27 protein-coding genes and 1 riboswitch are annotated in these 24341 nt (G+C 49.3%); of the genes, 24 read left to right on the forward strand and 3 right to left on the reverse strand.

Going from position 1 to position 24341, the window contains the following annotated elements; translation table 11 throughout:
* Positions 1-16: 16 nt before the first annotated feature.
* The 10 genes from cpaB to EJN67_RS07920 all read left to right on the forward strand — a co-directional run bounded on the left by cpaB (position 17) and on the right by EJN67_RS07920 (position 8582).
* The gene (gene cpaB, locus EJN67_RS07875; protein ID WP_129723803.1) at positions 17-829 is read left to right on the forward strand and encodes a Flp pilus assembly protein CpaB; all 813 of its coding nucleotides are present in this window, start codon (positions 17-19) and stop codon (positions 827-829) included.
* A complete protein-coding gene (locus EJN67_RS07880; protein ID WP_129723804.1) occupies positions 830-1645 on the forward strand; it encodes a nucleotide-binding protein in 816 nt (271 codons plus the stop codon). It abuts the gene before it with no gap.
* Positions 1642-2994, forward strand: coding sequence for a CpaF/VirB11 family protein (locus EJN67_RS07885; RefSeq protein ID WP_129723805.1), 1353 nt, complete (start codon positions 1642-1644; stop codon positions 2992-2994). The genes EJN67_RS07880 and EJN67_RS07885 overlap by 4 nt, the downstream gene beginning before the upstream one ends.
* Positions 2991-3920, forward strand: a complete 930-nt coding sequence (locus tag EJN67_RS07890) for a type II secretion system F family protein (RefSeq protein ID WP_129723806.1) — start codon at positions 2991-2993, stop codon at positions 3918-3920. The genes EJN67_RS07885 and EJN67_RS07890 overlap by 4 nt, the downstream gene beginning before the upstream one ends.
* 5 nt (positions 3921-3925) lie before the next feature.
* Positions 3926-4795, forward strand: a complete 870-nt coding sequence (locus EJN67_RS07895) for a secretion protein F (RefSeq protein ID WP_129723807.1) — start codon at positions 3926-3928, stop codon at positions 4793-4795.
* A 12-nt stretch (positions 4796-4807) separates the two neighbouring features.
* On the forward strand, positions 4808-5203 hold the full coding sequence (locus EJN67_RS07900) for a DUF4320 family protein (RefSeq protein WP_129723808.1): 396 nt from the start codon (positions 4808-4810) through the stop codon (positions 5201-5203).
* Positions 5200-5745 carry a hypothetical protein gene (locus EJN67_RS07905; RefSeq protein ID WP_129723809.1) on the forward strand — a complete coding sequence of 182 codons (546 nt, stop codon included), beginning with the start codon at positions 5200-5202 and terminating at the stop codon, positions 5743-5745. The genes EJN67_RS07900 and EJN67_RS07905 overlap by 4 nt, the downstream gene beginning before the upstream one ends.
* 96 nt (positions 5746-5841) lie before the next feature.
* Positions 5842-6360 (forward strand): DUF6550 family protein, encoded by a 519-nt coding sequence (locus tag EJN67_RS07910; protein ID WP_129723810.1) that lies wholly within the window; start codon positions 5842-5844, stop codon positions 6358-6360.
* Positions 6361-6426: 66 nt separating this feature from the next.
* The gene (locus tag EJN67_RS07915) at positions 6427-8160 is read left to right on the forward strand and encodes a hypothetical protein (protein WP_129723811.1); all 1734 of its coding nucleotides are present in this window, start codon (positions 6427-6429) and stop codon (positions 8158-8160) included.
* An 83-nt stretch (positions 8161-8243) separates the two neighbouring features.
* The gene (locus EJN67_RS07920; protein ID WP_129723812.1) at positions 8244-8582 is read left to right on the forward strand and encodes a DUF3852 domain-containing protein; all 339 of its coding nucleotides are present in this window, start codon (positions 8244-8246) and stop codon (positions 8580-8582) included.
* Positions 8583-8731: 149 nt separating this feature from the next.
* On the opposite strand, the gene EJN67_RS07925 is transcribed toward EJN67_RS07920, so the two are convergent.
* Together EJN67_RS07925 and EJN67_RS14025 are read right to left on the reverse strand one after the other, a co-directional pair.
* Positions 8732-9925, reverse strand: coding sequence for a cation:proton antiporter (locus EJN67_RS07925; RefSeq protein ID WP_129723813.1), 1194 nt, complete (start codon positions 9923-9925; stop codon positions 8732-8734).
* 58 nt (positions 9926-9983) lie between these two features.
* A riboswitch (Fluoride riboswitch) is annotated at positions 9984-10057 on the reverse strand.
* Positions 10058-10215: 158 nt separating this feature from the next.
* On the reverse strand, positions 10216-10386 hold the full coding sequence (locus tag EJN67_RS14025; RefSeq protein WP_165000799.1) for a hypothetical protein: 171 nt from the start codon (positions 10384-10386) through the stop codon (positions 10216-10218).
* 147 nt (positions 10387-10533) lie between these two features.
* Between EJN67_RS14025 and EJN67_RS07930 the strand changes: the two genes are divergently transcribed.
* From EJN67_RS07930 to EJN67_RS07945, 4 genes are read left to right on the forward strand one after another with little or no spacing between them, the layout of a single operon-like run.
* A complete protein-coding gene (locus EJN67_RS07930; RefSeq protein WP_129723814.1) occupies positions 10534-11436 on the forward strand; it encodes a conjugal transfer protein TrbL family protein in 903 nt (300 codons plus the stop codon).
* On the forward strand, positions 11433-11999 hold the full coding sequence (locus tag EJN67_RS07935; protein WP_129723815.1) for a DUF7768 domain-containing protein: 567 nt from the start codon (positions 11433-11435) through the stop codon (positions 11997-11999). Before EJN67_RS07930 ends, EJN67_RS07935 begins: the two co-directional genes overlap by 4 nt.
* A gap of 12 nt (positions 12000-12011) precedes the next feature.
* Positions 12012-12290: a hypothetical protein gene (locus tag EJN67_RS07940; protein WP_129723816.1), complete on the forward strand. Its 279-nt coding sequence runs from the start codon at positions 12012-12014 to the stop codon at positions 12288-12290.
* On the forward strand, positions 12274-12864 hold the full coding sequence (locus tag EJN67_RS07945) for a hypothetical protein (RefSeq protein WP_129723817.1): 591 nt from the start codon (positions 12274-12276) through the stop codon (positions 12862-12864). The genes EJN67_RS07940 and EJN67_RS07945 overlap by 17 nt, the downstream gene beginning before the upstream one ends.
* A gap of 73 nt (positions 12865-12937) precedes the next feature.
* Here EJN67_RS07945 and EJN67_RS07950 read toward each other — a convergent pair whose 3' ends face one another.
* Positions 12938-13699 (reverse strand): MBL fold metallo-hydrolase, encoded by a 762-nt coding sequence (locus EJN67_RS07950; protein WP_129723818.1) that lies wholly within the window; start codon positions 13697-13699, stop codon positions 12938-12940.
* A gap of 188 nt (positions 13700-13887) precedes the next feature.
* Between EJN67_RS07950 and EJN67_RS07955 the strand changes: the two genes are divergently transcribed.
* The 10 genes from EJN67_RS07955 (at position 13888) to mobP3 (ending at position 24336) form a co-directional block, all read left to right on the forward strand.
* Positions 13888-15717 carry a VirB4 family type IV secretion system protein gene (locus EJN67_RS07955; protein WP_207207993.1) on the forward strand — a complete coding sequence of 610 codons (1830 nt, stop codon included), beginning with the start codon at positions 13888-13890 and terminating at the stop codon, positions 15715-15717.
* Between the two features lie 18 nt (positions 15718-15735).
* Entirely contained in the window at positions 15736-16779 is a 1044-nt protein-coding gene (locus tag EJN67_RS07960; protein WP_129723819.1) for an amidoligase family protein, read from the forward strand.
* Between the two features lie 16 nt (positions 16780-16795).
* On the forward strand, positions 16796-17299 hold the full coding sequence (locus tag EJN67_RS07965) for a gamma-glutamylcyclotransferase family protein (RefSeq protein ID WP_129723820.1): 504 nt from the start codon (positions 16796-16798) through the stop codon (positions 17297-17299).
* 6 nt (positions 17300-17305) lie between these two features.
* A complete protein-coding gene (locus EJN67_RS07970) occupies positions 17306-18346 on the forward strand; it encodes a C40 family peptidase (RefSeq protein WP_129723821.1) in 1041 nt (346 codons plus the stop codon).
* A gap of 36 nt (positions 18347-18382) precedes the next feature.
* Positions 18383-19321: a DUF6329 domain-containing protein gene (locus EJN67_RS07975; protein WP_243641259.1), complete on the forward strand. Its 939-nt coding sequence runs from the start codon at positions 18383-18385 to the stop codon at positions 19319-19321.
* A gap of 16 nt (positions 19322-19337) precedes the next feature.
* Positions 19338-19592 carry a DUF6103 family protein gene (locus tag EJN67_RS07980; protein ID WP_129723822.1) on the forward strand — a complete coding sequence of 85 codons (255 nt, stop codon included), beginning with the start codon at positions 19338-19340 and terminating at the stop codon, positions 19590-19592.
* 395 nt (positions 19593-19987) lie between these two features.
* Positions 19988-20401, forward strand: coding sequence for a ribbon-helix-helix domain-containing protein (locus EJN67_RS07985; protein WP_129723823.1), 414 nt, complete (start codon positions 19988-19990; stop codon positions 20399-20401).
* A gap of 86 nt (positions 20402-20487) precedes the next feature.
* A complete protein-coding gene (locus tag EJN67_RS07990) occupies positions 20488-20775 on the forward strand; it encodes a hypothetical protein (protein ID WP_129723824.1) in 288 nt (95 codons plus the stop codon).
* A gap of 152 nt (positions 20776-20927) precedes the next feature.
* The gene (locus EJN67_RS07995) at positions 20928-21422 is read left to right on the forward strand and encodes a nucleotidyltransferase domain-containing protein (protein ID WP_129723825.1); all 495 of its coding nucleotides are present in this window, start codon (positions 20928-20930) and stop codon (positions 21420-21422) included.
* Positions 21423-21537: 115 nt separating this feature from the next.
* Entirely contained in the window at positions 21538-24336 is a 2799-nt protein-coding gene (mobP3, locus tag EJN67_RS08000; protein WP_129723826.1) for a MobP3 family relaxase, read from the forward strand.
* Positions 24337-24341: the final 5 nt, after the last annotated feature.

The raw sequence follows: 24341 nt of genomic DNA on the forward strand, positions 1-24341 counted from the left end.
GGGAGGAAATCAAACCATGAGTTTTTTTAAGAATAGAACGGTTATTGGCGTGATTTGCATTGTGCTGTCCTTGCTGATCTGCTTTGCCGTAACGCCGCTGTTTAACCAGAGCATCAGCCAGAAAACTGAGATCGTGCGGGTGACCAAGCCCATCAAAATAGGGGAAGCCATCACCAAAGACATGGTGCAAACCGTGGAGGTGGGCGGCTACAATCTGCCGGAGGATGTGGTCAGGCATACGGATACGGTGATCGGCAAATTTGCCTCCGCTGATTTGGTGTCGGGAGATTATATAATCGGCTCCAAAATCGCTGATGCCCCTGCTGCGGAAAACGCCTATCTCTACAACCTGACCGGAGAAAAACAGGCCATTTCCATATCGGTCAAGAGCTTTGCCGCAGGGCTGTCCGGCAAACTGGTTTCCGGGGATATTGTGTCCATCGTTGCTCCAGATTACAAAAAACAGGGTGTAACGGTCATTCCGCCGGAGCTGCAGTATGTGGAGGTCATCGCTGTCACCGCAGGCAGCGGATATGATGCCAACACCGGAGAACAGAAAAAGGATAAGGATGAAAAGGAACTTCCTGCTACTGTCACCCTGCTGGTTACCCCGGAACAGAGCAAAATCCTTGCCGAGCTGGAAGCAGACGGAACCCTTCATGTGTCCCTCGTTTACCGTGGCAGCAAGGAAAATGCGGCAAAGTTTACCGAGGCGCAGGACTTGGTGCTTTCCAAGCTATATCCCGATAAGCTGGAAACTCAGGAAAGCGAGGATAACAGCCAGCCGGAATCACCTGCGAATACACCGGTGGAAAGCGAGGCTGAGTAAATGCTGAACTTCAAAAAAGGCGGTCTGTTCAGTCGCAAGGACAATATAGAGCCTCCGGAGGTAGAACCGGATAACGCCGCACAGGTACTGGCGGTTTGGGGCAGCCCCGGCTGCGGCAAGACCACGGTGGCGGTCAAACTGGCGAAATATCTGGCAGACAGAAAGAAGAATGTAGTGCTGCTTTTATGCGACTGCACCACGCCAATGCTTCCCTGCATCTGCCCGCCCGGAGATTTGGAGGGCGACCACTCGCTGGGAAGCATTCTTGCTGCCAATTCCATTACCGAATCGCTGGTGAAAAACAACTGCAATACCCATAAGCGGATGAGCCATCTGGCGGTCATCGGTCTGCAAAAGGGAGAAAACGAAAACTGCTATCCTCCCGTTACACCGGCTCTGATAAAACAGCTTATCGAAGTGCTGCGTGGTATGGAAAGCTATGTGGTTATCGATTGCGGTAGCTCCATCTACTTTGACGAACTGTCCACCATCTCCATTCTGGAGGCCGATGCGGTGCTGCGGCTCATAAACTGCGATTTGAAATCGGTCAGCTACCTGTCCAGCCAGCAGGAGTATCTGCGGATGGCCGGGTTTGACTTTGATAAGATGTATAAGGCAGTCAGTAATGTAAAATCCAATGAAGCCAGTCAAAACATGGAACAGGTGCTGGGCAATGCTGTGTTTACCCTTCCTCACTCCCCGGAACTGGAGGCTCAGGTGCTGGCCGGAAACCTATTCGCTGATTTGTCCCTGAAAGACAGTCGGGGCTTTCGCAGAGAAATCGAAAAAATCGCAAAGGAGGTGTTCGAGATATGAGCAGGCATAACCTGTTTTTTACACCGGAGCAGGAAACCGGGGATTTTCACAGTGTGCTGCAAAAGGTGCAAGGGCATATCGCCGGGCAGCACAGCGAACTGCTATCAGACGGCAACGCTGCCGAAGCCAAGGCGCATATCAAGCGGTATATCGCCAAGTTTGTGCAGGACAGCCGTATGGCGGTAAAAGACATGACACAGCAGCAACTGGTGGATGCGCTCTACACGGAAATGGCCGAATATTCCTTTCTTACCAAGTACATCTTTGCGGACGGAATTGAAGAAATCGACATCAACAGCTGGCGAGATATTGAAATCCAGTACGCCGGTGGGCGCTGTGAGAAATTGGAGGAACACTTCGACAGCCCCCAACACTGTATCAATGTGCTGCGCCGGATGCTTCACGTGTCCGGTACCATTCTGGATGACCAATCCCCTCTGGTGGTCGGTACTCTTGCAGAAAACATCCGTATTGCTGTTATGAAAAGCCCCATTGTGGATGCCAGCGTAGGCGCTGCCGCCTCCATCCGTATCGTCAACCCCAATAACATGGAGAAAGAGGATTTTATAAACGGTGGTACGGCAACCGCTGAAATGCTGGATTTGCTCTCGGAGTTCATCCGCTACGGGATTTCGGTGTGTATTGCCGGGGCTACCAGCAGTGGTAAAACTACTGTGGCAGGATGGCTGCTCACCACCATCCCTGATAACAAGCGCATCTTTACCATTGAAAACGGCAGCCGGGAGCTTTCCCTCATCCGTGAAAAGGACGGCAGGGTCACCAATTCCGTAGTGCATACACTCACCCGCAACAGTGAGAACGAGCTGTACCGCATTGAGCAGATTGATCTTGTGGATATCTCCCTGCGCTTTAATCCGGATATCATCGTGGTCGGCGAAATGCGTGGTGCGGAGGCTAATGCTGCACAGGAAGTAGCCCGCACCGGTGTGGCTGTGGTTACCACCATCCACTCCAATTCCTGCGAATCCACCTACCGCCGTATGGTTTCCCTGTGTAAGCGGGCTGTGGATATGTCGGATGAAACCCTCATGGGCTATGTGACCGAGGCCTATCCCATTATCGTGTTCTGCAAACAGCTGGAAAACAAGCAGCGCAGGCTCATGGAAATCATGGAGTGCGAAATCCTGCCGGACAACAGCCGCCATTACCGCACCCTGTTCCGGTACGAGATTACCGAAAACCGCTATGAAAACAATCAATTTTATATTACCGGACACCATGTAACAGTCAATCCCATATCCGACAGCCTATGTAAACGGCTGTTAGAGAATGGTATGCCGCAGGAACGCATCAATCTTCTTAAGAAAGGGGGGCAAATATCCGCATGACAACCATTCAACTGCTGGCCTGCATCGGTATGATTACAGGCTTTTTTCTACTCATTGGCTTAAAGCCGATGGAATTCACCGATGGGCTGTTTTCCTTTCTCACCAAAGAAAAGAAATCCATCAAGGATGAGATCAAAGCGGCACAGCGCTGCCAAAAGCCGGGATTTCTGAAACAGCAAATTCATATGGCTCAGGAGGTGCTGGCCATGACCGGCAGGAGCAATCGCTTTTCTCTGATTTGCGCCTGCTCTTTACTACTGTTTGCCATCGGTGCCGCTATCGCCATTGTAATGGGCAACTTCTTTCTGGCTCCGGTGATGGCTGTGGGCTTTATGATGTTGCCCTTTTGGTATGTGCAGCTTACCGCCAGCCATTTTAAAAAGGATATCGCAGCCGAGCTGGAAACGGCTCTCTCCATTGTCACCACAGCCTACCTGAGAAGTGAAAATATATTGACTGCTGTGGAGGAAAACATCCACTATCTGAACCCGCCGGTGCATCAGGTGTTTAAGGATTTTGTCCTGCGGGTCAAGCTGATTGATCCCGATGTGCTGGAGGCCATCAAGGTGCTGCGCACCAAAATCGACAACGAAGTATTCCGTGAATGGTGTGATGCCCTATGTGACTGCCAGCATGACCGTAGCCTGAAAAGTACCCTGACTCCCATCGTTTCAAAACTCAGTGATATTCGGATTGTGAACGGCGATCTGGAATACCTTGTGTTTGAACCCCGCAAGGAATTTATCATCATGGTCATCTTTGTCATCGGCAATGTTCCCCTCATGTATCTCCTGAACAAAAGCTGGTATGACACGCTGATGCATACTTCGTTGGGGCAGATTATCCTGGCTATCAGCGCTGCCCTTATCTTTGTTTCTACGGCTTGTGTCATTAAGCTGACAAAACCAATCGAGTACAGGAGGTGACGAGGATGGGATTACTGTTTTTATTTGGAGTCACCTTAGCGGCGGGGCTGTTCTTTGTCTTTTTGGATGTGCTGCGCCTACCGTACCTCAGCACCGCCAAGGCCATGCTGAACACCACAAGAGCAGAGAAAAAAGCAGCAAGGAGCTTGGAAACCTATCTCATGACTTGGGCGGTAAAGCTCTCTAAATATATCCGCATGGACGAATACCGTAAACATCGGCTGAAAAATGTGCTGAAAGCCACCGGTATGAATATGGAGCCGGAGGTTTATCAAGCCTATGCGCTGGTGAAATCCGGCGTAATTCTGCTGATGGCAATCCCTGCGGGCTTTATTTTCCCTTTGCTGGTGCCGGTGGTGGTGTTCCTTGCGGTCATGGTGTACTTTAAGGAAACTAAAAAGGCAGATGAAAGGCTGTCCGCAAAGCGAGCCTCCGTAGAAAAGGAGCTGCCCCGTTTTGTTGCCAACATCGAACAGGAGCTAAAAGCCTCCCGTGATGTGCTGGCCATCGTAGAAAACTACAAGAAAAACGCTGGGGAAGCCTTTGCCGGGGAGCTGACCATGCTGGCTGCGGATATGCGCTCCTCCAGCTACGAAGCTGCCCTTACCCGGTTTGAGGCAAGGCTCAATTCGCCCATGCTCTCGGACGTGGTGCGAGGCCTTATCGGTGTACTGCGTGGGGATGACAGCACGGTGTATTTTCAGATGCTGGCGCATGATTTCAAACAGCTGGAGTTGCAGCGCCTAAAAAGCGAGGCGCAAAAGATACCGCCGAAAATCCGTGTGTTTTCCTTTCTCATGCTGATGTGTTTCCTGTTCACCTATCTGGCCATCATTGCCTATGAGATCATCAAATCCCTCGGCGGAATGTTTTAGGGAGGGGTGAGTATGAAGAAAATTCTAAAATCCAAACGTGGCGAGGGCTACATTGATGTGTGTGTCCTCGTCCTCTGCGCCATGCTGGTCATTGCGCTGGCTGTACAGGTTCTGCCTGTGTTTATCGCCAAAAACCAACTGAATACCTACGCCACTGAGCTGTGCCGGGAAGCGGAAATCTCCGGCAGGGTGGGCAGCGAAACCAGCCGCCGTGCTGCAGTTCTCACTGAACAAACTGGATTGAGTCCCCGAATTTCATGGTCAAAGACTGGCAATATCCAGCTGAATGAGGATATCACCGTCACCCTCACCTTAGAGAAAAACATCGGTCTGTTCGGCGGGTTCGGTTCCTTTCCCATTACCCTGCGCTCCGAGGCCTCTGGCAAAAGCGAGGTGTATCACAAATGACCAAGCTAAGACACATTCTCAAGGATAAGTCTGGGAACGGGTTCCCTTTGGTAATAGCCATTACACTGGCGCTTGTGATTATACTGTGCGGTGTGATGGAATTCTTTCGGCTAAATATCATCGCCAGCGGCGTAAAGGAAACCCTGCAGGATGCCATCATTGTCACTGTCAACGACAACTATGCCGATGTATATCACGGTGTTCGGGAGGGATATAGCGGCGGCTATCAGCCGGACGGTTCCTCTTTTTCCTACAGCGTGAATACTGGCGATATCTACGGCTACATGGACGATATCCTTGGAATGGAGGAAGTCAGCGGCAGCCATGTAAAATATGCCGGGGATGTTTTAGAGTATAAGCTCTCCGGCTTAGATGTCACCATCCGCAATGCGCCACTGGCTCCTTCCTCCCCCAAAAACGCACAGCGCTTTGAAGCGGATGCTGTGATCTGGCTGGAGGTTCCCCTTTACTTTGGCGGCAAGGAGCTGGCTCCCATGAAAATCAAGCTCAAGGTTCAGGCGGGATATACCGAGGTGTTTTAACTGTTCAGGAAAGCATCTGGACTTCTGGAAAAAATTATAGTATGGTGAGAAATACAAAGAGGTAACACTTTACACTTCTCAAAGGAGGTTTTCAATATGAATGATAAAATCAAAAGGAGACTTGCCATTGCAGGCGCTTTGGTGATTAGCATTGCGCTTGTGATTGCCATCGGAATGCAGTTTACCAAGGAACCTGCCAAGCCGGATGCTTCTTCACAAGAGCCGGTCAGCTCTTCGGATGTGGCTCCTGATATACAGAAAAATACAGAGAAAAAAGAGGTCGTGGTTTCCCCGCAGCTCACATCAGAGCCGGAAAGCTCGGAAACGCTGCCGCCTCAGACCGATTTGCCGGAGCAAAAACTCCAGCCCGATCCGGTAAAGCCGGAAACCCCAGCAAAACCTGAGCTGCCAAAGGATGCGGATACCAAAAACCCATCCAAGCCTCCAGAATATAAGCCAGAGGCTACAGAAAAGAAACCGCCTTCTTCCGAAAGCAAGCCGCAGAGCGGCGGTGGATTGCCAGGATTTGATAATGTACCGGACGGCGGTGCCAATCAGGGAGAATACCTCGATGATATGTACGAAAACGGCAATAAGATCGGTGAAATGGATTAAAACAAAAATATTTGCATCAAAAGTACGGTTTATACCGTGCTTTTTTTGTTGCGGAAAGGAGGAAATATGAAACGGTTATTTTCCGTTTTTCTAATGATATCTTTAATTTTCTGTCTGCTTTCTCCTGTTTCCGTTTATGCCGTAGGCGATGGAAACGTGGATGGCGGCGGTGGAGGCATGGGAGATGGTACCAGCACCAACTCATGGACTCCGGGCAATGAAGGTGTGCGGGTAACGGTGGTTCGAGCAAGTGATCATGCGGTGGTCACTACACCGATTGATTTGACAAACAAGGCACCTTCCTCCGGGATTTATCATTTCGGAAAGGTCAGCAAAATACAATATAGCGGCGGCAGAGATCTATCTCCTGCAAAAGGTGGGTACACCTTTAAGAATCCGGCACAGACGATACCCCGCATTATAAGTACCAATGGCAGCAACAACATTGCCGCCATCAAAAGCTATTTTACTGATGAACAGGTCATTCGTTCTATTGCAGCTACAGTTGGAATGGATTTTGATACCTTAATCGGCGGCGAGTACAAGCTGCTTTTGGAACCCATAGCCTATTATAAATTTGAGGGTGTTATGATTGCCACTACAGCTACGGAAGCCGCCATGTATGACGAACAGGTAAACGGTCTTCTGAGAAAGAGAATGGTATCTCTTTCCCATAAAAATCTGCCCCTTGCCATGTTTTTAGAGGTAGCGGATCTTGGCTACCCGGCATGGTCAGGAAGCCGGAGCAAAGCTGCATCCAATGCAGATATTAAGGCGGCTCTTGGCCTTGGTATCGTGCGATTTAAGGATATGCCCGGCGAGTCGCCGGAGGTTTCCGTGTACGATTACGAGTATCGGGTCAACACCGAAGTCATCACAGCGGTGACGGTCAGCGGCGGTCAGAGCGATCCGGATCATCCGGTATCAGCGACCTTTTATGTGAATGGCAGAAGCTATCGGGTCAGCAATATCTATTATCCCGATGGCGACAGTCAGCTGGCGTGGATACGCTGGACAACACCAAGTACGCCGCAGCAGATGACCATCACGGTTTCTGTGTCTGGAGGCGGCAGCTCCAGCAAGGCGACAATTAATATAAATATCGTTGACCTTGATAAGAATTCGCCGCCAAATCCTGTGGCCGATGATCGCAATGATAGCTTTAGAAAGTCCGCTGTTCCAAACAATCCGCAGCAGACTTCTGCCAGCTGGACGGTGTGGCGGCCTTGGTGGCAGGAGTATTGGGTATGGCACAGTGACTGGAACTGGTACAGTGATGGTGAGGGCGGCGGTCATTGGGAGGATGACGGTGAATGGGTCGATGAGGGCTGGTGGGAGTTTGACCTTGACCGGTATCAGGCCAGCCTTTCGGCAAGTATGGCAATCCAGCCGGATGACAAAAGCCCCACCGCCAGCGGAAAGGCCATGAAGTCCGGCTACGGCATCAATCAGACAGTTTCTGCCAGAGTCAGTACAAACCAGTCCTCGGCGGTAACTGGGGCGCAGAGTGCGGTGACCTACTTCCCGGAATTCGGGTATCAAACCTACTGGAGGCTGCTGGAACGCATGAGTTCCGGCTACAGCACCCGGTTTGAGTTTCAGAAGAATCCATACAGCACCTACAATCGCAGAACGCATTTTTCACCGATTTGGTTCCCGGACGGAAAATATGAACCGTACACATGGCTGATTGACTGCTGGTCACCCGCTGGGATGCTTTCAATAAACCTCACGGACAGCGTAACCGTCCGGGATAATTTGTGGAGCGACTGGCACATTGCGCCTCAGAAACCCAATTAAAAACAGAGAAAAAAACAAGGCCGCAGCGAACCGAAAGCTGCGGCCTTGCCATTCTCAACCCTATGAAGAAAGGTGGAAAATCAATGAAATCGAAACGAATTGCAATGCTTCTGTGCATGGTTCTGCTTCTGTGCCTGCTGTTCAGCACAACAGCCTATGCAGCGGGAACTGGCGATGTGGCCGGGGCGATTGAGGGAACATGGAAAGATGCCTCCAGCCAGATAAAGGCGGTGGTCAACAAGGTGGTGTTCCCCGCCATCGACCTGATTCTGGCGGTGTTTTTCTTCGCCAAATTGGGTACGGCATATTTTGATTATCGAAAACATGGACAGTTCGAATGGGCGGCTCCGGCCATCCTGTTTGCCTGTTTGGTGTTCACGCTGACAGCTCCATTATATATCTGGACGATACTCGGATTATAGGTAAAGCAAGAGCCGTTGCACCTTTCAGGAATACAACGGCTCAATATTAGTTTTTTACCATACAAACAGGAAGTTCGCAGGCGCATTCATTTCTTTTCAGTTGCCTGGTCAGATGTGCGGTATCGCTATATTTGGCGTATTTCAAAGTCTTAAACACCCGCTGAACCTCCTTTGTCTAACAGCTTTCTATAGGTTGCATCGACAAGAGCAGCGCCCAAAGGCGCGGTGATTAGAATGGAGAGCACTGCAACGGTAAGAACAATGTCACCACAAGCAAGCCCCATCGCAAGAGGCAAGCCGCCAATGGCGGCCTGCACCGTGGCTTTTGGCATATAGGCTAGAGCAGTGAAAATACGTTCTTTCTTATTTAGTGAGGTTTTAATAAGGCAAGCAAACACACCAACCATACGGAAAACCAGTACACAGAAAATAAGTGCTACGGCGGTAAGTCCAGCTTTCAGCGCATAGCTGATATTGACCGTTGCACCGACCAAGACGAAAAGTAAAACTTCTGCACAAACCCATAGCTTTGAAAATTTCCCCGACAACCTCTTGGAAACCTCATGCTTTCTCTGCTGCAAGGTTGCGCCCATTGCCATGACCGCAAGCAGTCCTGAAAAGCCAATTACATCTGTTAGGCTATGCTCCACTGTTACCAACAAAAAGGAAATGGACAGGATAATTATCACCTTGCCACTGTCACGAATACGCAATTTAGAAAACAACAATGCAAGAAAAAGTCCTGTGACAATGCCCCCAAGTAACCCAAATACAATAGAGGTCGGAATGGATAAAAAACTCATGGGTGTGATATTGTCACCCTTAGCCAAGCCTGTAACTGCCGTGAAAAGGACGATAACAAAAACATCGTCCACCGATGCCCCTGCCATAATCATCTGCGGAATGCTTTTACTTTTGCCATAGTCGCTTTCCATCAGCTTCAGCATTTTTGGCACGATGACCGCAGGTGAAACAGCAGCAATCACAGTTCCCATAATAGCGGCTTCAAGGCGTGTAATGCCCAGAAACATGGGGGCGAATATCAGCATCCCCACTATTTCAAAACAGGCAGGGACAAAGCACATGAGAATGGCGGGGCGTCCCACACGCTTTAAGTCATTAATGTCCAAGTTCAATCCTGCCCGTGTCAGAATGATGATAAGTGCAATTTGCCTTAAATCCGTTGATATGTTCAGAATGGTCGGGTCAAGCAGATTTAAGACATAAGGGCCGAGTAAAATACCCGTCAGCAGCATACCCAACAAGCTGGGTAGCTTTAGCTTTTGAAAAATACCCCCGAGTGCCATGCCGCATAGAAAAACCAGTGCAAGTGATAGTAACATGAAGTTCTCTCCTTTTCTTTCGCAACGCATAAAAAAGCTGATGCGTCTGCGATTACCTAAAATCACAGAAGTCATCAGCTATAAAAGCGGTTTTGGAATTAACCACGGGAGAACTTCATTCCCATTAAATAATTCTACCATATCAAAGCAATTTTTTCAATATGAATTTATTTCCAGACTGGAACTTTTTTAAAAACAAGAATTGAATAGTAAAAAATCAGAAACTATTCACCATCCTATTGCAAGGATACTTTGGCAAGTGCTGGGGATGTAACTGTAAAGGTAAATATTTATTCCTCCGACTTATCTGTCAGGCGCAGTGGTGTCTCGTCTGCATCCATATATGTTTCCTCGCACTCCTGCTGGACAGTGCGCATCATACAAGCGGCCTGAGAAATGAGCTTCTCAGCATCGGTTACTGCATTAAACATTTTATAATAGAGTTTTTTGTAATCAGCCACACAAGTACCTCCTTTAACATTATTTCGGCGGCCTCCGTTGTGTGGTATTAAAGCTCTGAAAAAGCGGATTGTCAAGTCATAAATCAGAGAACAAAAACCAACCAGTGCTTGGGAGGTAGCGGAGGTTATGAAAGAGGTGAAATTCAAATGTTCATATGGGATTTTGTCGCCGACACTGTCCTCGGTCAGATTGTGGATTGGATCTACGGTCAGATCGTGGGCTTTCTCGGCGACTTTTTTATGCAGATGGGAAATATGGGAGCCGACCTGTTCGAAATGAGCTGGGTACAGTCCATCGTGCTGTTCTTTTCCTATCTGGCTTGGGCGTTATATGGCGTAGGGCTTGTGGTGGCCGCCTTTGAATGCGGGATTGAGTATCAGTCTGGCAGAGGCAGTATCAAGGATACCGCCCTCAACGCCATCAAGGGATTTATGGCTGTGGGGCTGTTCACCACGGTACCGGTGGAACTGTATAAGCTATCGGTGTCTTTGCAAGGCAGCTTCACTGCTGGGATTACCGGCCTTGGAACCGACTTCGGCACAGTAGCCCAAGGCATCATCGCTTCCCTGCAGGATGCAGGTAATCTGGAGCAGGCCATGACCAGCAACGTGTTCGGCGGCTTGAAAGCGATCACCAGTCCCATCATGATGATCTTTATATTAATCCTGATGGGATATGCGGTCATTAAGGTATTCTTTGCCAACCTGAAGCGAGGCGGTATCCTGCTCATTCATATTGCCGTGGGGAGCCTGTATATGTTTAGTGTTCCCCGTGGATATATTGACGGCTTTGTATCGTGGAGCAAGCAGGTCATCGGCCTGTGCCTTACGGCATTTCTACAGGCAACGGTGCTGATTGCCGGACTCATGGTGGTAAAAGACAATGCTCTGCTGGGTCTTGGACTGATGCTGGCTGCCGGTGAAATTCCGCGCATTGCCGGTCAGTTCGGACTGGATACGTCAACCAAAGCCAACCTCATGAGTACCATGTATGCGGCACAGACCGCAGTGAATATGACTAAAACGGTAGTACAGGCGGTGGCGAAATGAACGAGAATAAACTGGTCTATATCTGTTCGCCATACGCCGGTGATATGCAAAATAATGTCGAATTTGCAAAGGCAGCCTGCCGCTATGCAATGGAGCAGAATTGTACGCCTGTAGCTGTCCATCTTCTATATCCGCAGTTTTTAGACGATAACGATCCTGCCCAAAGAGAAGCTGGTCTTCGCATGGGGCATCGTGTGCTGAAGGCCTGTGATGAACTGTGGCTCTGCGGCAGCCGGATTTCCACCGGTATGGCGATGGAGCTTAAGGAAGCACAAAAGTTGGGTATCTCCGTCCGGGAAATATCCGCAGAACAAATCCAAGGAGGTTTTTCAATGAGCAAAAAATATGGAGTATGGGCGATGCGCAGCGCCGCTTCGGTATGCGGAGCTGCGCAAAGCTGGTGTAAGCATGGTGGTAAGCCTATCGAGTTTGACACGATGGAACAGGCAGAAAGCTATGCCAAGAAACTAAACGAATCCTGTTATTCCCCCAATGTGCAGTATGCCGCAAAAGAAATGGAACCGGAGCTAAACCAAGGCTCCGGTTTTTCCATACGGATGTAAAGGAGGATGTCTATGTATATCTACCCCGATCACTTAAGGGCTAAGGCGACCTTGTGGCTGTGGCAGCTGCGGGACATCGGCATCATCGGCGTGGCGCTGCTTCTCTCTGTGCTTGCGTTTTCCCAGCTGGGCTTTGTACCGCCCATCGTGCTGACCGCCGTTTATGCCTTTTTAACCATCCGATTTGAGGACACAAGCATTCTGGATTTTCTCCGGTATGCCTGTGCCTTTTTTATGACCAAGCAGCAATTCTATGAATGGAGGTACACGCCCAATGCGCAGGAATCATAAGGCAGAAGCAAAAAAACGAGCCTCCACCCGGCAGCTCATCGATACCAAAGAAATCACCGAGTACAGCCTGCAGACCTATGGGAATGGAGAGCTTGTGTATTTTATCATCAAGCCCAGCAATATATCGGTGCTGTCGGAGGCCAGCATCAGTACCCGCATCTATGCTTTAATGACGGTGCTGAAAGGTATTGCGGAGATTGAGATGCTGTGCCTGAACAGCCGGGAGAACTTCGAGGACAACAAGCGGTTTCTCCGCAGCCGCATAGAACAGGAGCAGAACCCTGTGGTGCGAAAGCTCTTGGAAAAAGACCTGTCTTTCCTTGACCGGATACAGGTGCAGATGGCCACCGCAAGGGAGTTTTTAATCCTGATCCGCCTGCGGAATGAAAAGGAAAAAGAGGTGTTCCCGTACCTGTCCCGCATTGAGAAGTCCCTGAAAGAACAGGGCTTCTCTGTAAAGCGAGCGGACAAGGAGGACATCAAACGCATCCTTGCGGTTTATTTTGAGCAGAATGTCACAACCGAGAAATTCGAGGATTTCGATGGTGAAAGGTGGGTGATTTTGAATGAGTGAGCAAATATAACGGGAAGCCAAGAGTTGTTTCTCAGCTTCCCGTTTTGCTCATTACTTCTCATACGTTCGAACATCACAACCAAATAGCCCAATCACCGTAATCAAAAGTACCGCTACCATGATATAGATTGCCGTCGATTTTCAGTTGCCTGAGAGCATCTCGCATACGGAACAAAATCTCTGGCTGAACATCCAAACTGTGATGAGCAGGAAATACTTTTTCCACGGGCAGCGCAGCAATCTTTTCAAGTGACGAGAGATATGCCTGCGGATCAGTGGACGGATAGTACGCAAATAGCGTGTCCTTATAGACAAGATCGCCGGTAAATAGGTATCCACGTTGTGGTTCCCAAAAACACAGATGCCCTGGAGAGTGTCCCGGCGTATGCAGCGCCGTGACTACTCGCCCACCCAGATCAATGGTGTCTCCGTCTTGCAGTACCCGTGTAGGCATTCCCTGGAAGAACTTATAAGTGTTGACGTCATACCCTTTCGGCAAATCACAGCGATCTATGACCATGCCCCGGATAGTATCTATCGTCAGCGGAAATTCACCGTTCAACCAGTTTAGTTCCGCCTCATGTGCGTAGAAATCCGGGTAGTATTCGTGGCCACCGATATGATCCCAATGGATATGTGTCGCCACGGCAGTCACCGGCCTATCCGTCAGCTTTTTCACTGCCTCAGAGATGTTGCAAATACCAAGTCCGGTATCGATGAGCAAACACCGCTCGCTACCTTCAAGTAGATAGCAATGTGTTTCCTCCCAATGGCGGTATTCACTGATTATGTAAGTATATGTATCAATTTGATCAAGTGTAAACCAGTTTTCCATTTTAAGTCCTCCTTCGTGCTGCGTAAAATGAAAACACAGCGTTTGAAAAAAATCTTACTGATCAATTACTCCTAAAATTTTATTATATCTCAGCTTTGCATCAAAGTGAACCATTTTACTTCAAGCCGTCACTCCATGTGGCGGCTTTTCCTATACCTAAAATCAAAAACAGAAAGGAAGAAAAAACGATGGTGCAAAAAAGAAAAACCCCATCTCCTCCACAGGAAGATGTCAGAATCCAAGAGTTTCTGGATATGATTGCCCCCTCGGTCATCAAATTCAACACCGATCACTTTATCTGCGGGAACACCTACCGCTGCGTTTGGGCGCTTCGGGAATACCCCACCGCTACCGAGGAACAGGCAATCCTCCGTCACTTAGGTGAAAAGGACGGCGTGACCCTGCGCATCTATACCCGCCATGTTACCCCGGTGGAGGAAAAGAAAATTATCAGCAATGCCGCCAATAAGAACCGCCTAAGCAAATCCAATACCAATGATCTGCAGCAGACGGTCATGGCCGAAAGCAATCTGCAGGACGTGGCAACTATCGTGGCGCAGGCGCACCGGAACCGGGAACCCTTCATCCACTCGGCTGTGTATATTGAGCTGTCTGCATACGATCTGGATCAGCTAAAGCTCCTCCAAACGGAAGTTATGACCGAGCTGATTCGTAGTAAGCTCAACGTGGACAGGCTGATCCTCCGCCAGCAGCAGGGCTTTCAATGCGTGATGCCCAGCGGATTTAATGTGTTTCGTGACCAGTTCGAGCGTGTCCTCCCGGCCTCCAGTGTGGCCAATCTCTATCCCTTCAACTATTCCGGCAAGACAGATGCCAACGGTTTCTATGTTGGGAGGGATAAGTTCGGCAGCAATGTGCTGGTGGATTTCAATAAGCGAGCCGATGACAAGACCAACGCCAACATCCTGATTCTCGGCAACAGCGGTCAGGGCAAATCCTATCTTCTCAAGCTCATTCTTTGCAATCTGCGGGAATCCGGCATGAATGTGTGCGCACTTGATCCCGAAATGGAGTACGAAGATTTGACCAACAATCTCGGCGGCTGCTTCATTGATCTCATGTCTGGAGAATTCATCATCAATGTGCTGGAGCCGAAAACATGGGATGAAAATGGCAGCCCGGAGGATAAGGATGCGCCGCAAACCTTCCGCATCAGCAGCAAGCTCAGTCAGCATATTTCCTTTCTTAAGGATTTTTTCAGGACATACAAGGACTTCACCGACCGGGAGATCGACACCATCGAAATCATACTGCAGAAGCTGTACGCCAAGTTCGGCATCAGTGACAGCACGAAATTTGACCGCCTGACTGCCAAGGATTACCCTATCCTCTCCGACCTGTATGCGCTGATTGAGGAAGAATACAAGAGCTTTGATGAAAGTAGCCGCCAGCTTTACACTGCAGAGCTTTTGCAGAATATCCTGCTGGGGCTGCACTCTATCTGCAAAGGAGCGGAGTCGAAATTCTTTGACGGACATACCAATATCACCGATTCCAGCTTTGTCACCTTTGGCGTGAAAGGACTGCTGCAGGCTTCAAAGAGTCTGAAAAACGCCCTGCTGTTTAACATTTTGTCCTACATGAGCAACGAGCTTCTGACCAATGGAAACACCGCCGCCAGCATTGATGAGTTCTATCTGTTCCTCACGAACCTCACCGCCGTGGAGTATATTCGAAACTTTTCCAAGCGTGTGCGCAAAAAGGACTCAGCAGTGATCATAGCCTCGCAGAATCTGGAGGACTTCAACATTGAGGGCATCCGAGAATATACCAAACCGCTGTTCAGCATCCCGACCCATCAATTTCTGTTCAACGCTGGAAACATTGATGCCAAGTTCTATATTGATACTCTCCAGCTGGAACAGAGCGAATACAATCTGATCCGTTATCCGCAGCGTGGCGTGTGCCTCTATAAATGCGGCAATGAGCGCTACAACCTGATGGTCAATGCCCCGGAGTATAAGGCAAAGCTGTTCGGAAAGGCGGGTGGCAGATAATGGGAGGTGAAAGAAAAAATGGACATGAAAGCCCAGCGCTTCGGCATCGAAATCGAGCTGACCGGTATCACCCGTAAGGATGCCGCCGATGTTGCTGCCGCCTACTTTGGTACAACCGCTGTGTATGATGGTACCTATTACGATACCTACGCCGCCATCGACACCCAAGGCCGCAAGTGGAAATTCATGAGTGATGCCAGCATTACCCCGCAGAGGAAATCCGGCGGGCAGACCGTATCTGCTTCGGCAGAATACAAAACCGAGATGGTCAGCCCTATCTGCCGCTGGGAGGATATCGAAAAAATACAGGAGCTGGTGCGCAAGCTCCGGGAGGCCGGTGCTATTTCCAACAGCTCCTGCGGCATCCATGTTCATGTGGATGCCTCGCCCTTTGATGCCAATACCCTGCGGAATATTACCAATATCATGGCCGCCAAGGAGGATTTGATTTACAAGGCGCTTCAAGTGTCAGTAGCCAGACAGCACCGCTGGTGCAAGCCGGTGGACAACCGGTTTCTGGAGGAACTGAACCAGAGAAAGCCTCGGACACTGGATCAGGTCAGTCGCATTTGGTACAACGGTGAAAGCCGAAGTCATCAGCATTACGATGACAGCCGGTATCACTGTTTGAATCTTCACAGCGTGTTTCAGAAAGGTACGGTGGAGTTCCGCTTATTCAACGGAACCACCCATGCCGGGAAAATCAAAGCCTACATTCAGCTCTGTATGGCCATTTCCGCACAGGCGCTCAATCAGCGCTGTGCCAGCCGAACCAAGACGCAGACCACCAACGAAAAGTATACCTTTCGTACTTGGCTGCTGCGTTTGGGGCTGATTGGGGATGAATTCAAGACCGCCCGAGAGCATCTGCTGAAGAATCTGGACGGCTGCATTGCTTGGCGTGATCCGGCACAGGCAGAAAAACAAAAGGAACGGATGCGGCAGAAAAAAGAAAAAGAACTGGAGCAGGCACGGCAGGAAACTCAGGAAGCCCAGATGACTGCTTCAGAACCAATCGAAGCCGAGGTAGAAGATGCCCCGGCTTTTACTATGCGAATGTGAATGTAAGGAGGAAAATATGACGAAGAACCGCTTATATATTGCCTATGGTAGCAACCTGAATCTGCCGCAGATGGCATTCCGCTGTCCCACCGCTAAGGTGGTGGGAACAAGCGAGGTCAAAGGATATGAGCTGCTGTTCCGAGGCGGCAGCCGTGGAGCCGTAGCCACCATTGAGCCGCTGGAGGGCAGCTCTGTGCCTGTGCTTTTATGGAAGATCAGGCCGCAGGATGAGATTGCCCTCGACCGTTATGAGGGGTACCCGAATTTTTACCGCAAGGAAATGCTGGAGGTAGAGCTGAACGGCAAGCCAGTAAATGCAATGGTCTACATCATGAATGACGGCAGGGAGTTCGGCGCACCCTCGGATTTTTATCTGCACACCATCGCTGAGGGCTACGAAACCGCAGGCTTTGATACGGATTTTCTGGATCAGGCGGTGGAGAAATCCATCCGGCTGGCACAGGAGCAGCAGGCTGCAGAGGATGCACAGTTCAGCCTTTGGGAACAGAAATGGTGGTGATCACCGATGGCAGACCCGGCAACCATTACCCTTGCAGTAAAAGCTGCGGTAGCCGCAGCCACCGACAAACGGACGTGGAAAGCGGCAGGCGTGGTCATCGCCGCCATCCTCACCCCGTTTATTCTAATCATTGTTATGATCATGAGCCTGCTGTCCGGTACCGCCGAACACAACAATTCCGCTGTGGATTTAACCTTTCACGGAGGCAGTATCTCCTCACAGGTTCCCGCCGAGTATCGGCAGTACATTGAGAATATGCGAGGCAGCTTCTCTGATTTGGACAGCGCTGTGTTCGAGATTACGCCCATGATTGAAAGTGGCAGTATCGACAGTACCCGTATAAAGTCCATTTTTTATTCTCTGTATTTCGGCGCTGAAAATCTGCGGATGAACGCTTCCTATTATCGAGCCTTTGCGGATTGCTTCGTCCGCTACGAGGAACGCACCCGCACCGTCACTGATGTGGATGGCAATGAAACAGAGGAAACCTACGCGGTGGCTGTTCCCATTACCGACCTGAATGAGATATATGGAAGCCTTGAAAGCACTCTCGGTAAAACCATCACAGAGGAAAACCGGATCAATGCACAACAGATTTACTCCCATGCCAAGTACGGCAGAGCCATCCCCGGTGTGGAGGACGGAGAATATCCAGGAGAGATGGGCGATGGTACCTTTCAGGCGTTGATGGAGGAAGCACAAAAATACATTGGCTACCCCTATGTTTGGGGCGGCTCCTCTCCGCAGACCTCCTTTGACTGCTCCGGTTATGTGTGCTGGGTCTATTCCAAATCGGGCGTATATTATCTGCCCCGCACCACCGCATCAGGAATTTTCAACCAATGTGCAGTGATTTCACGTGAGGAAGCCAAGCCCGGTGATTTGGTGTTTTTCCAAGGAACCTATGCCTCGGCTGGAGTCATAAGCCACATCGGAATCTATGTTGGGAATGGCCAAATGCTGCACTGCGGCGATCCAATCGGGTATGCGGACTTGAATAGCCGCTATTGGCGCAGCCATTTCTATGCCTACGGCAGACTGAAATAGCTGCTAAATAAATGTAAAATAAGGAGATGATACGCAATGACAATGAAAGCAATCTTTGAACGAAAGCCCTCGGATTTCAATCTACGGAGCTTTAAGGTATCAAAAACCATTCGACTTCCCATAGAAATCTTTGAGAATGTGCTGCAAAATCCTCTGCGGGATTATGCCTTTATTCAGGAAAATATAGAGCAGATGCACTGCGACAGTAGCGGTGTGTATCACTGCCTGCTGCTCACCGGTGAGGGCAGAAATGACGGACTGCTGGTGGAGTCGGAGGGCTACGGCTACTGCCGGTACGCCTCCTATGTTCCCAACATTTCCGCTCTTACCTTCCCGGCCTTGCAGCAATTCAATCAGAAACTGACGAAGGCGGTGGATTACATTGTGTCCACCGGAACACAAAATACAACAGAGGGCAACTGGATTATAGGCTTTGATGAGTTGGCACAGCAAACCGGCTTTGAGCATGACTTTAACATCACAGATACCCTGCTGGATATGCTCCATGAGCGTGAGGAAGTGGCCAATGTGGAGTTAGATGATAGCAGCATTGACATGTGCTATTACCTCAACTTCTGTCCGCAGTACGGCGGTCACCCGGAGGAATCGGAGCCAGAGCAGCTGCCGGAATCCACTATGCCTGTCAGCAGGCTGAAAGATTTGCTCCATCTCCACTGGGAGGATATCCATCTGCTGCACAAGGATGTGGAGGTGCAGCCTGCCACTATCGTGGAGCTGGATGAACGCACCCTGACCGATGCCGGAAAAGAGGCATGGACTGATGTTTTGGATGCTGAGGTGGTGAAAATCTACAACGGCTACTACGGTTTGCAGATGGAGCTGGATAAGGTGAAGCCCTCTCGCTTGGAGGAATTCTCGTCCATGCTTGCCGGGTACTGCCCAGTATCGGATTATGAAAAATGGGTCACCCAAGAGGAAAGCATCCCTTCTCAGTCACCCCAAATGAAATTATGAAATGGAGGAAAGTACAATGAAAAAAGCAAACTTGACCATCAGCTTTGGCAGCGAAAAGCTGGATGCCCTGACCTATCACATGGGCAAAAAGGATACGAATTTGCAGACGGAGCTGGAAGATACCATCCAGAAGCTCTACGAAAAGCACGTTCCGCAGGCCACCCGTGAATACATTGACGACAAGCTCTCCCGTGAGGCCGCCGCCAAAACCAAGCCTAAAAGACCGGTTCGCCCTGCTGCGGCAAGCAGCGCTGAAAACAGTATGGCATAGGCAGGCAACACTGTCCGGGCGTGTAGGCGGCTGTGTTGCCCTGTGTGGCCTTTTGGCAGGCAGAGTGGCATCCTGATACCCTTTAGCATCGTACCGCCACGTTGCGCCCGTGTGGAGAGAATGTGAGAAAGCCCCGACTGCGGCGATAAACCCTCAAAATCAGGGCATCCCAGTAGGGTCGAAAGTGGTGCAGGTTAAAGGAGTTATGCTGCTTTGGCAGCACAACTCCCCTGAACACCGACCGGCAAAGCCGTTCGGGGATTGCGAAGTGACATAACTTTCTGCCCGAAGCCCTGATTTGTTATGCTGGTTTTAGAAAAGAGCAAGGAAAACCGGGAACTTGCGGAGCTTATTCTGCATACTGGACAGAAATCACAGAGAAAAGGAGGTCTTGCATGGCAAAGGAATCGGAAAAAATCCGCACCGGCTTTTATATTGAAAAGGAAGTGCTGGATCGATGCGATGAGCTACTGGAGCAGGCCAATGTGAAATCCCGAAATGAATTCGTCACCGAGGCGCTGAAGTTTTATTGTGGGTATCTCACCTCGAAAAAAATTGAAAACTATCTGCTGCAAAGCCTATCCTCCGTCCTCACCGGCACAATCCGGGACACGGAAAACCGTCTGGCCAGAATGGATTTCAAAATAGCCACAGAGCTGTCCAAGCTCTCTCATGTGGTGGCATATACTCACGCCGTTGACGAGCATGCGCTCCAAAGCCTACACTTAAAATGTGTGGAAGAAGTAAAAAGGATCAACGGTGCGGTTGATTTCGAGGATGCATATAACTACCAAAAGCGGCGAACCTAAAATGATAGGAATTATTTGTTTCTTTTGGGTATGGACTATGGAAATACATTCGTTTATGGTGTGTTGCGAAAGGAGGTAAAAGTGCAATGGAGAAAAATGAAATCTTTGAAACAGCTATCCGTGAACTGACGGAAGCTGCAATCAGCAAACGCAAGGAAACCCTCAATGACAGCGAACAGCAGCTCTATGCTGAGGTGATGGCTCTCAGCTCTCAAGCTCGTGAGATTGTCAAAACGCTACCGGCGGATCAGCAGAAAATTCTCACCGATTATTTTCAGAAAACCAATTTGATTGCCGACCATGAGTGCCAGCACCTCTATGTGCAGGGTGCAAAAGACTGCGTGGAGCTGTTGAAAAAGCTGGGTGTACTGTAAGGAACATAGGTGGGCGGCCTCTGCGTAAGCAGGGGCTGTTTTACATAGACAAAACTGTTTAATGATTTCTTTAGGATTAAATGATATAATATCTTATAAAAAAACATAAATTCAACAAAAAAGATAAACAGGAATTTGAACGGAGGGATTACATGATAAGTAAAACTGATGCCATTGAGATAATAACATACGCTGAAGAAAATGGAATTAACATATGGATTGATGGCGGTTGGGGAGTAGATGCATTATTAGAAGAAGAAACAAGAGCACACAACGACATTGATATATTTGTGGAAGAAAGTAATAGTAAAAAGTTTGTTGAGATATTAAAAGAAAAAGCTTTTGTTGAAGTTACAGAAGCATATACCACCACATCTCACACGGTTTGGAAGGATACTAAAGATAGGATAATTGACCTTCATATATTTAAGTTCAACGAACAAGGATACATTGTTTTTGAAGGAGAAGCATATCCTCCAAAAGTATTTAGTGGTATTGGGAAAATAGGCGATAAAATGGTCAGATGTATTGATGCTGAAAATCAAGTGTTATTTCATCTGGGCTATGAGCATGATGAAAATGATATACATGATGTAAAACTATTGTGCGAGAGATTTAATATTCCTGTTCCGAGTGAATACAAGTAACTGACAAATCCCAATTTGTCGAATATCTAACATAATTGTTTTCAATCCTAAGAGCGATCATTTACCACGTGGTCGCTCTTTTCTTTTACCCAAAACGCAGAAAGGAGGCGTTGCTATGCCGAAAATCATCTTCACCTCGCAATATATGCGGAATGCCCCGCCAGCCCAGCTTGAAAATTATGTGAAGTACATCGGAACCCGTGAGGGTGTTGAAAAGATTGATGAAAGCAAGCGGCTGCTTCCTGCTACCGTAAAGCAACAGCAGCTTATCAACCAGCTACTCCATGACATTCCTTCTGCCAAAGATATGCTGGAGTACGCTGATTACTGTGAGAACCCCACCATCGGCAATGCTACCGAATTCATCTCCCTTGCCTTGGAACAGAATCTCAACCTCATCGGTAAGCGGGAAAATTATGTGGAGTACATTGCTGGCCGTCCCCGTGTGGAGCGAATCGGTGAACATGGCCTGTTTACCGATGCAGGCGTTCCGGTGGTGCTGGCTCAGGTGCATGAGGATGTATGCAATCACAAAGGCGCTGTCTGGACTCATGTCATCAGCCTGCGCCGGGAGGATGCCGCAAGGCTCGGATATGACAGCGGTAAGCAATGGCGGGATTTACTCCGCAGCAAAAAAGCGATGCTCTGCAAACATATGAAAATCGACAGTGAGAATCTGCGATGGTATGCTGCCTTTCACAATGAAAGCCACCATCCCCATGTGCATCTCATGGTTTACTCCGCCAAGGACAATGACGGTTTCCTTACCGAGCCTGCTATCGAAGCCATGCGCTCAGAGCTGGCGCATGATATTTTCCGTCAGGACTTCGCTCATATTTATGAGCATAAAAACGAAGCCAGAACCCAGCTCAAGAAAGGTGCCGCTGTAGTGATGGCCGAGCTACTTTCGCAGGTGCAGGATCGTGTCTGTGAAAACAAAGTCATCGAAGCGGATCTACTGCTGTTGGCTCGGCGGCTTCAAAATACAGGGGGCAAAAAGGTGTATGGCTACCTCAAGGCAGATGTGAAAGCTATTATTGATCGCATTGTAGATGAGCTTGCCAAGGAGGAACGGATCGATAAGCTATATCGAGCATGGAACGATTGGCAGAATGAAATCCTCAAGACTTACATGAATAAGCTGCCGCCCCTTCCTCCGCTTTCTCAGCAGAAACAATTTAAGAGCATTAAAAATATGGTGATTGCTGAAGCGTTAAAGCTGGGTAATCACCATTTCTCATTTGAGGATGAATCCGTACCGGAACCGGAGATGTCTGAGCCTGCGGATGTTTATCCGGATGATACTTTTATGGAGCCTTCCGATGTGGTCTTTCATGCCAAATGGAACGAGCAATATAAGCTGGCAAGAAAATATCTCTACGGCAGCGAGGATGTGCCGCAGGATTTTAATGAGGCGTATCGGCTGTTCATTCTTGAAGCAGAATTTAGAAATGCTCTGGCCATGCATGACCTCGGCAGGATGTTCGCCGATGGCTTAGGCCGTGAGATTGATTTACAGTCCGCACACGCATGGTATGAAAAAGCGCTGGCCGCCTTTTTATCCGAAGAGAAAGAAAAGCCCACCTATCTGGAATACCTCATCGGCAAAATGTACGCCACCGGTCTTGGAACTGAGCAGGACTATGGGCAGGCGGCCTCATGGTTTCAGGAGGCTGTAGAGAAAAATCATAAATACGCCCAATATTCTCTTGGCTGTTTGCATTACCGTGGTCAGGGTGTTGTGCAGGATTATACAGAAGCACTCCGCCTCTATACCCTCTCTGCCAATCAGGGAAATCCCTATGCGGATTACGAGCTTGCCAAGATGTATCGTGATGGTGTCGGTACGCCGGTGGATACCGCTATATCCGATCAGCGTTTCAAAGCCGCCTTTTCCGGATTTTATCGTTTGGAAAAAGATAGCCACGATGATAAACTGCAATACCGCCTCGGTCAGATGCTTTACACCGGAACCGGTACGGATAAGAATATGCGGGTGGCGGTTTCCTATCTGGAAAAATCGGCGCAGCTTGGAAATGTGAATGCCCAATATCTGCTGGGCAAGGTGTGTCTGGAAAACGGTATTGGCAATCCGGCACAGGCGGTGACATGGATGACCAAGGCAGCAGAGGCTGGGAATTCCGGAGCGCAATATGCGCTTGGTAAGCTGTACCGGGATGGTACTCATGTGGAGAAAGATATTCCAAAAGCGGTGGCGATGTTTACTGCTGCCGCAGAACAGAAAAATGAGTACGCCGCCTATCAGCTTGGCAGGCTCTATCTTGCCGGTACGGATATCTCGAAAAATGTTCCGGAAGCGGTCAAGTGGCTTACGCTCTCCTCCACTCTTGGCAATGCCTATGCAGGGTACTTACTGGCGAAGCTGTATCTTACCGGCGATGGTGTTCCCAAGAATGTCGGTGAGGCAATCCGGTTGTTCACCCTATCGGCAGAGAAGAAAAATGAGTTTGCGGCTTACCAGCTCGGCAAGCTCTATCTTCTTGGTGAAGATGTTCCCAAGGATATGGGAGCCGCCATCCGCTGGCTTATCGCTTCCGCTGAACAGGGAAACCAGTTTGCACAGTATGCCCTTGGCAAGCTGTATTTTTATGATGGGGATGTTCTCCGTGATAAGGAAAAGAGTCTTTACTGGCTGAGGCTGTCTGCGGCGCAGGGCAATGTTTATGCGCAGTATCTGATTGACAACATCAACAGCTATCGCAATCCATCGGTGCTACTGGCCGCCACCCGGCTGATGCATCGGCTGGAAAATCTGTTCTGGGAGGATTACCGTAGAACCGTAGGAATCACAGCCGGTCATATCGACCGCAAGCGCAGACGGAAGCTGCAGGAGAAAAAGCAGGCGCAGGGTCACAAGCGTGACGATCATGAGCCGCAGCAAATTCATTTATGATGGGA

This window comes from Xylanivirga thermophila, assembly GCF_004138105.1.
GTDB lineage: Bacteria > Bacillota > Clostridia > Caldicoprobacterales > Xylanivirgaceae > Xylanivirga > Xylanivirga thermophila.

Coding starts and splice junctions, on each gene's coding strand:
- cpaB (WP_129723803.1), top strand. CDS start 17: ATGAGTTTTTTTAAGAATAGAACGGTTATTGGCGTGATTTGCATTGTG.
- EJN67_RS07880 (WP_129723804.1), top strand. CDS start 830: ATGCTGAACTTCAAAAAAGGCGGTCTGTTCAGTCGCAAGGACAATATA.
- EJN67_RS07885 (WP_129723805.1), top strand. CDS start 1,642: ATGAGCAGGCATAACCTGTTTTTTACACCGGAGCAGGAAACCGGGGAT.
- EJN67_RS07890 (WP_129723806.1), top strand. CDS start 2,991: ATGACAACCATTCAACTGCTGGCCTGCATCGGTATGATTACAGGCTTT.
- EJN67_RS07895 (WP_129723807.1), top strand. CDS start 3,926: ATGGGATTACTGTTTTTATTTGGAGTCACCTTAGCGGCGGGGCTGTTC.
- EJN67_RS07900 (WP_129723808.1), top strand. CDS start 4,808: ATGAAGAAAATTCTAAAATCCAAACGTGGCGAGGGCTACATTGATGTG.
- EJN67_RS07905 (WP_129723809.1), top strand. CDS start 5,200: ATGACCAAGCTAAGACACATTCTCAAGGATAAGTCTGGGAACGGGTTC.
- EJN67_RS07910 (WP_129723810.1), top strand. CDS start 5,842: ATGAATGATAAAATCAAAAGGAGACTTGCCATTGCAGGCGCTTTGGTG.
- EJN67_RS07915 (WP_129723811.1), top strand. CDS start 6,427: ATGAAACGGTTATTTTCCGTTTTTCTAATGATATCTTTAATTTTCTGT.
- EJN67_RS07920 (WP_129723812.1), top strand. CDS start 8,244: ATGAAATCGAAACGAATTGCAATGCTTCTGTGCATGGTTCTGCTTCTG.
- EJN67_RS07925 (WP_129723813.1), bottom strand. CDS start 9,925: ATGTTACTATCACTTGCACTGGTTTTTCTATGCGGCATGGCACTCGGG.
- EJN67_RS07930 (WP_129723814.1), top strand. CDS start 10,534: ATGTTCATATGGGATTTTGTCGCCGACACTGTCCTCGGTCAGATTGTG.
- EJN67_RS07935 (WP_129723815.1), top strand. CDS start 11,433: ATGAACGAGAATAAACTGGTCTATATCTGTTCGCCATACGCCGGTGAT.
- EJN67_RS07940 (WP_129723816.1), top strand. CDS start 12,012: ATGTATATCTACCCCGATCACTTAAGGGCTAAGGCGACCTTGTGGCTG.
- EJN67_RS07945 (WP_129723817.1), top strand. CDS start 12,274: ATGCGCAGGAATCATAAGGCAGAAGCAAAAAAACGAGCCTCCACCCGG.
- EJN67_RS07950 (WP_129723818.1), bottom strand. CDS start 13,699: ATGGAAAACTGGTTTACACTTGATCAAATTGATACATATACTTACATA.
- EJN67_RS07955 (WP_207207993.1), top strand. CDS start 13,888: ATGGTGCAAAAAAGAAAAACCCCATCTCCTCCACAGGAAGATGTCAGA.
- EJN67_RS07960 (WP_129723819.1), top strand. CDS start 15,736: ATGGACATGAAAGCCCAGCGCTTCGGCATCGAAATCGAGCTGACCGGT.
- EJN67_RS07965 (WP_129723820.1), top strand. CDS start 16,796: ATGACGAAGAACCGCTTATATATTGCCTATGGTAGCAACCTGAATCTG.
- EJN67_RS07970 (WP_129723821.1), top strand. CDS start 17,306: ATGGCAGACCCGGCAACCATTACCCTTGCAGTAAAAGCTGCGGTAGCC.
- EJN67_RS07975 (WP_243641259.1), top strand. CDS start 18,383: ATGACAATGAAAGCAATCTTTGAACGAAAGCCCTCGGATTTCAATCTA.
- EJN67_RS07980 (WP_129723822.1), top strand. CDS start 19,338: ATGAAAAAAGCAAACTTGACCATCAGCTTTGGCAGCGAAAAGCTGGAT.
- EJN67_RS07985 (WP_129723823.1), top strand. CDS start 19,988: ATGGCAAAGGAATCGGAAAAAATCCGCACCGGCTTTTATATTGAAAAG.
- EJN67_RS07990 (WP_129723824.1), top strand. CDS start 20,488: ATGGAGAAAAATGAAATCTTTGAAACAGCTATCCGTGAACTGACGGAA.
- EJN67_RS07995 (WP_129723825.1), top strand. CDS start 20,928: ATGATAAGTAAAACTGATGCCATTGAGATAATAACATACGCTGAAGAA.
- mobP3 (WP_129723826.1), top strand. CDS start 21,538: ATGCCGAAAATCATCTTCACCTCGCAATATATGCGGAATGCCCCGCCA.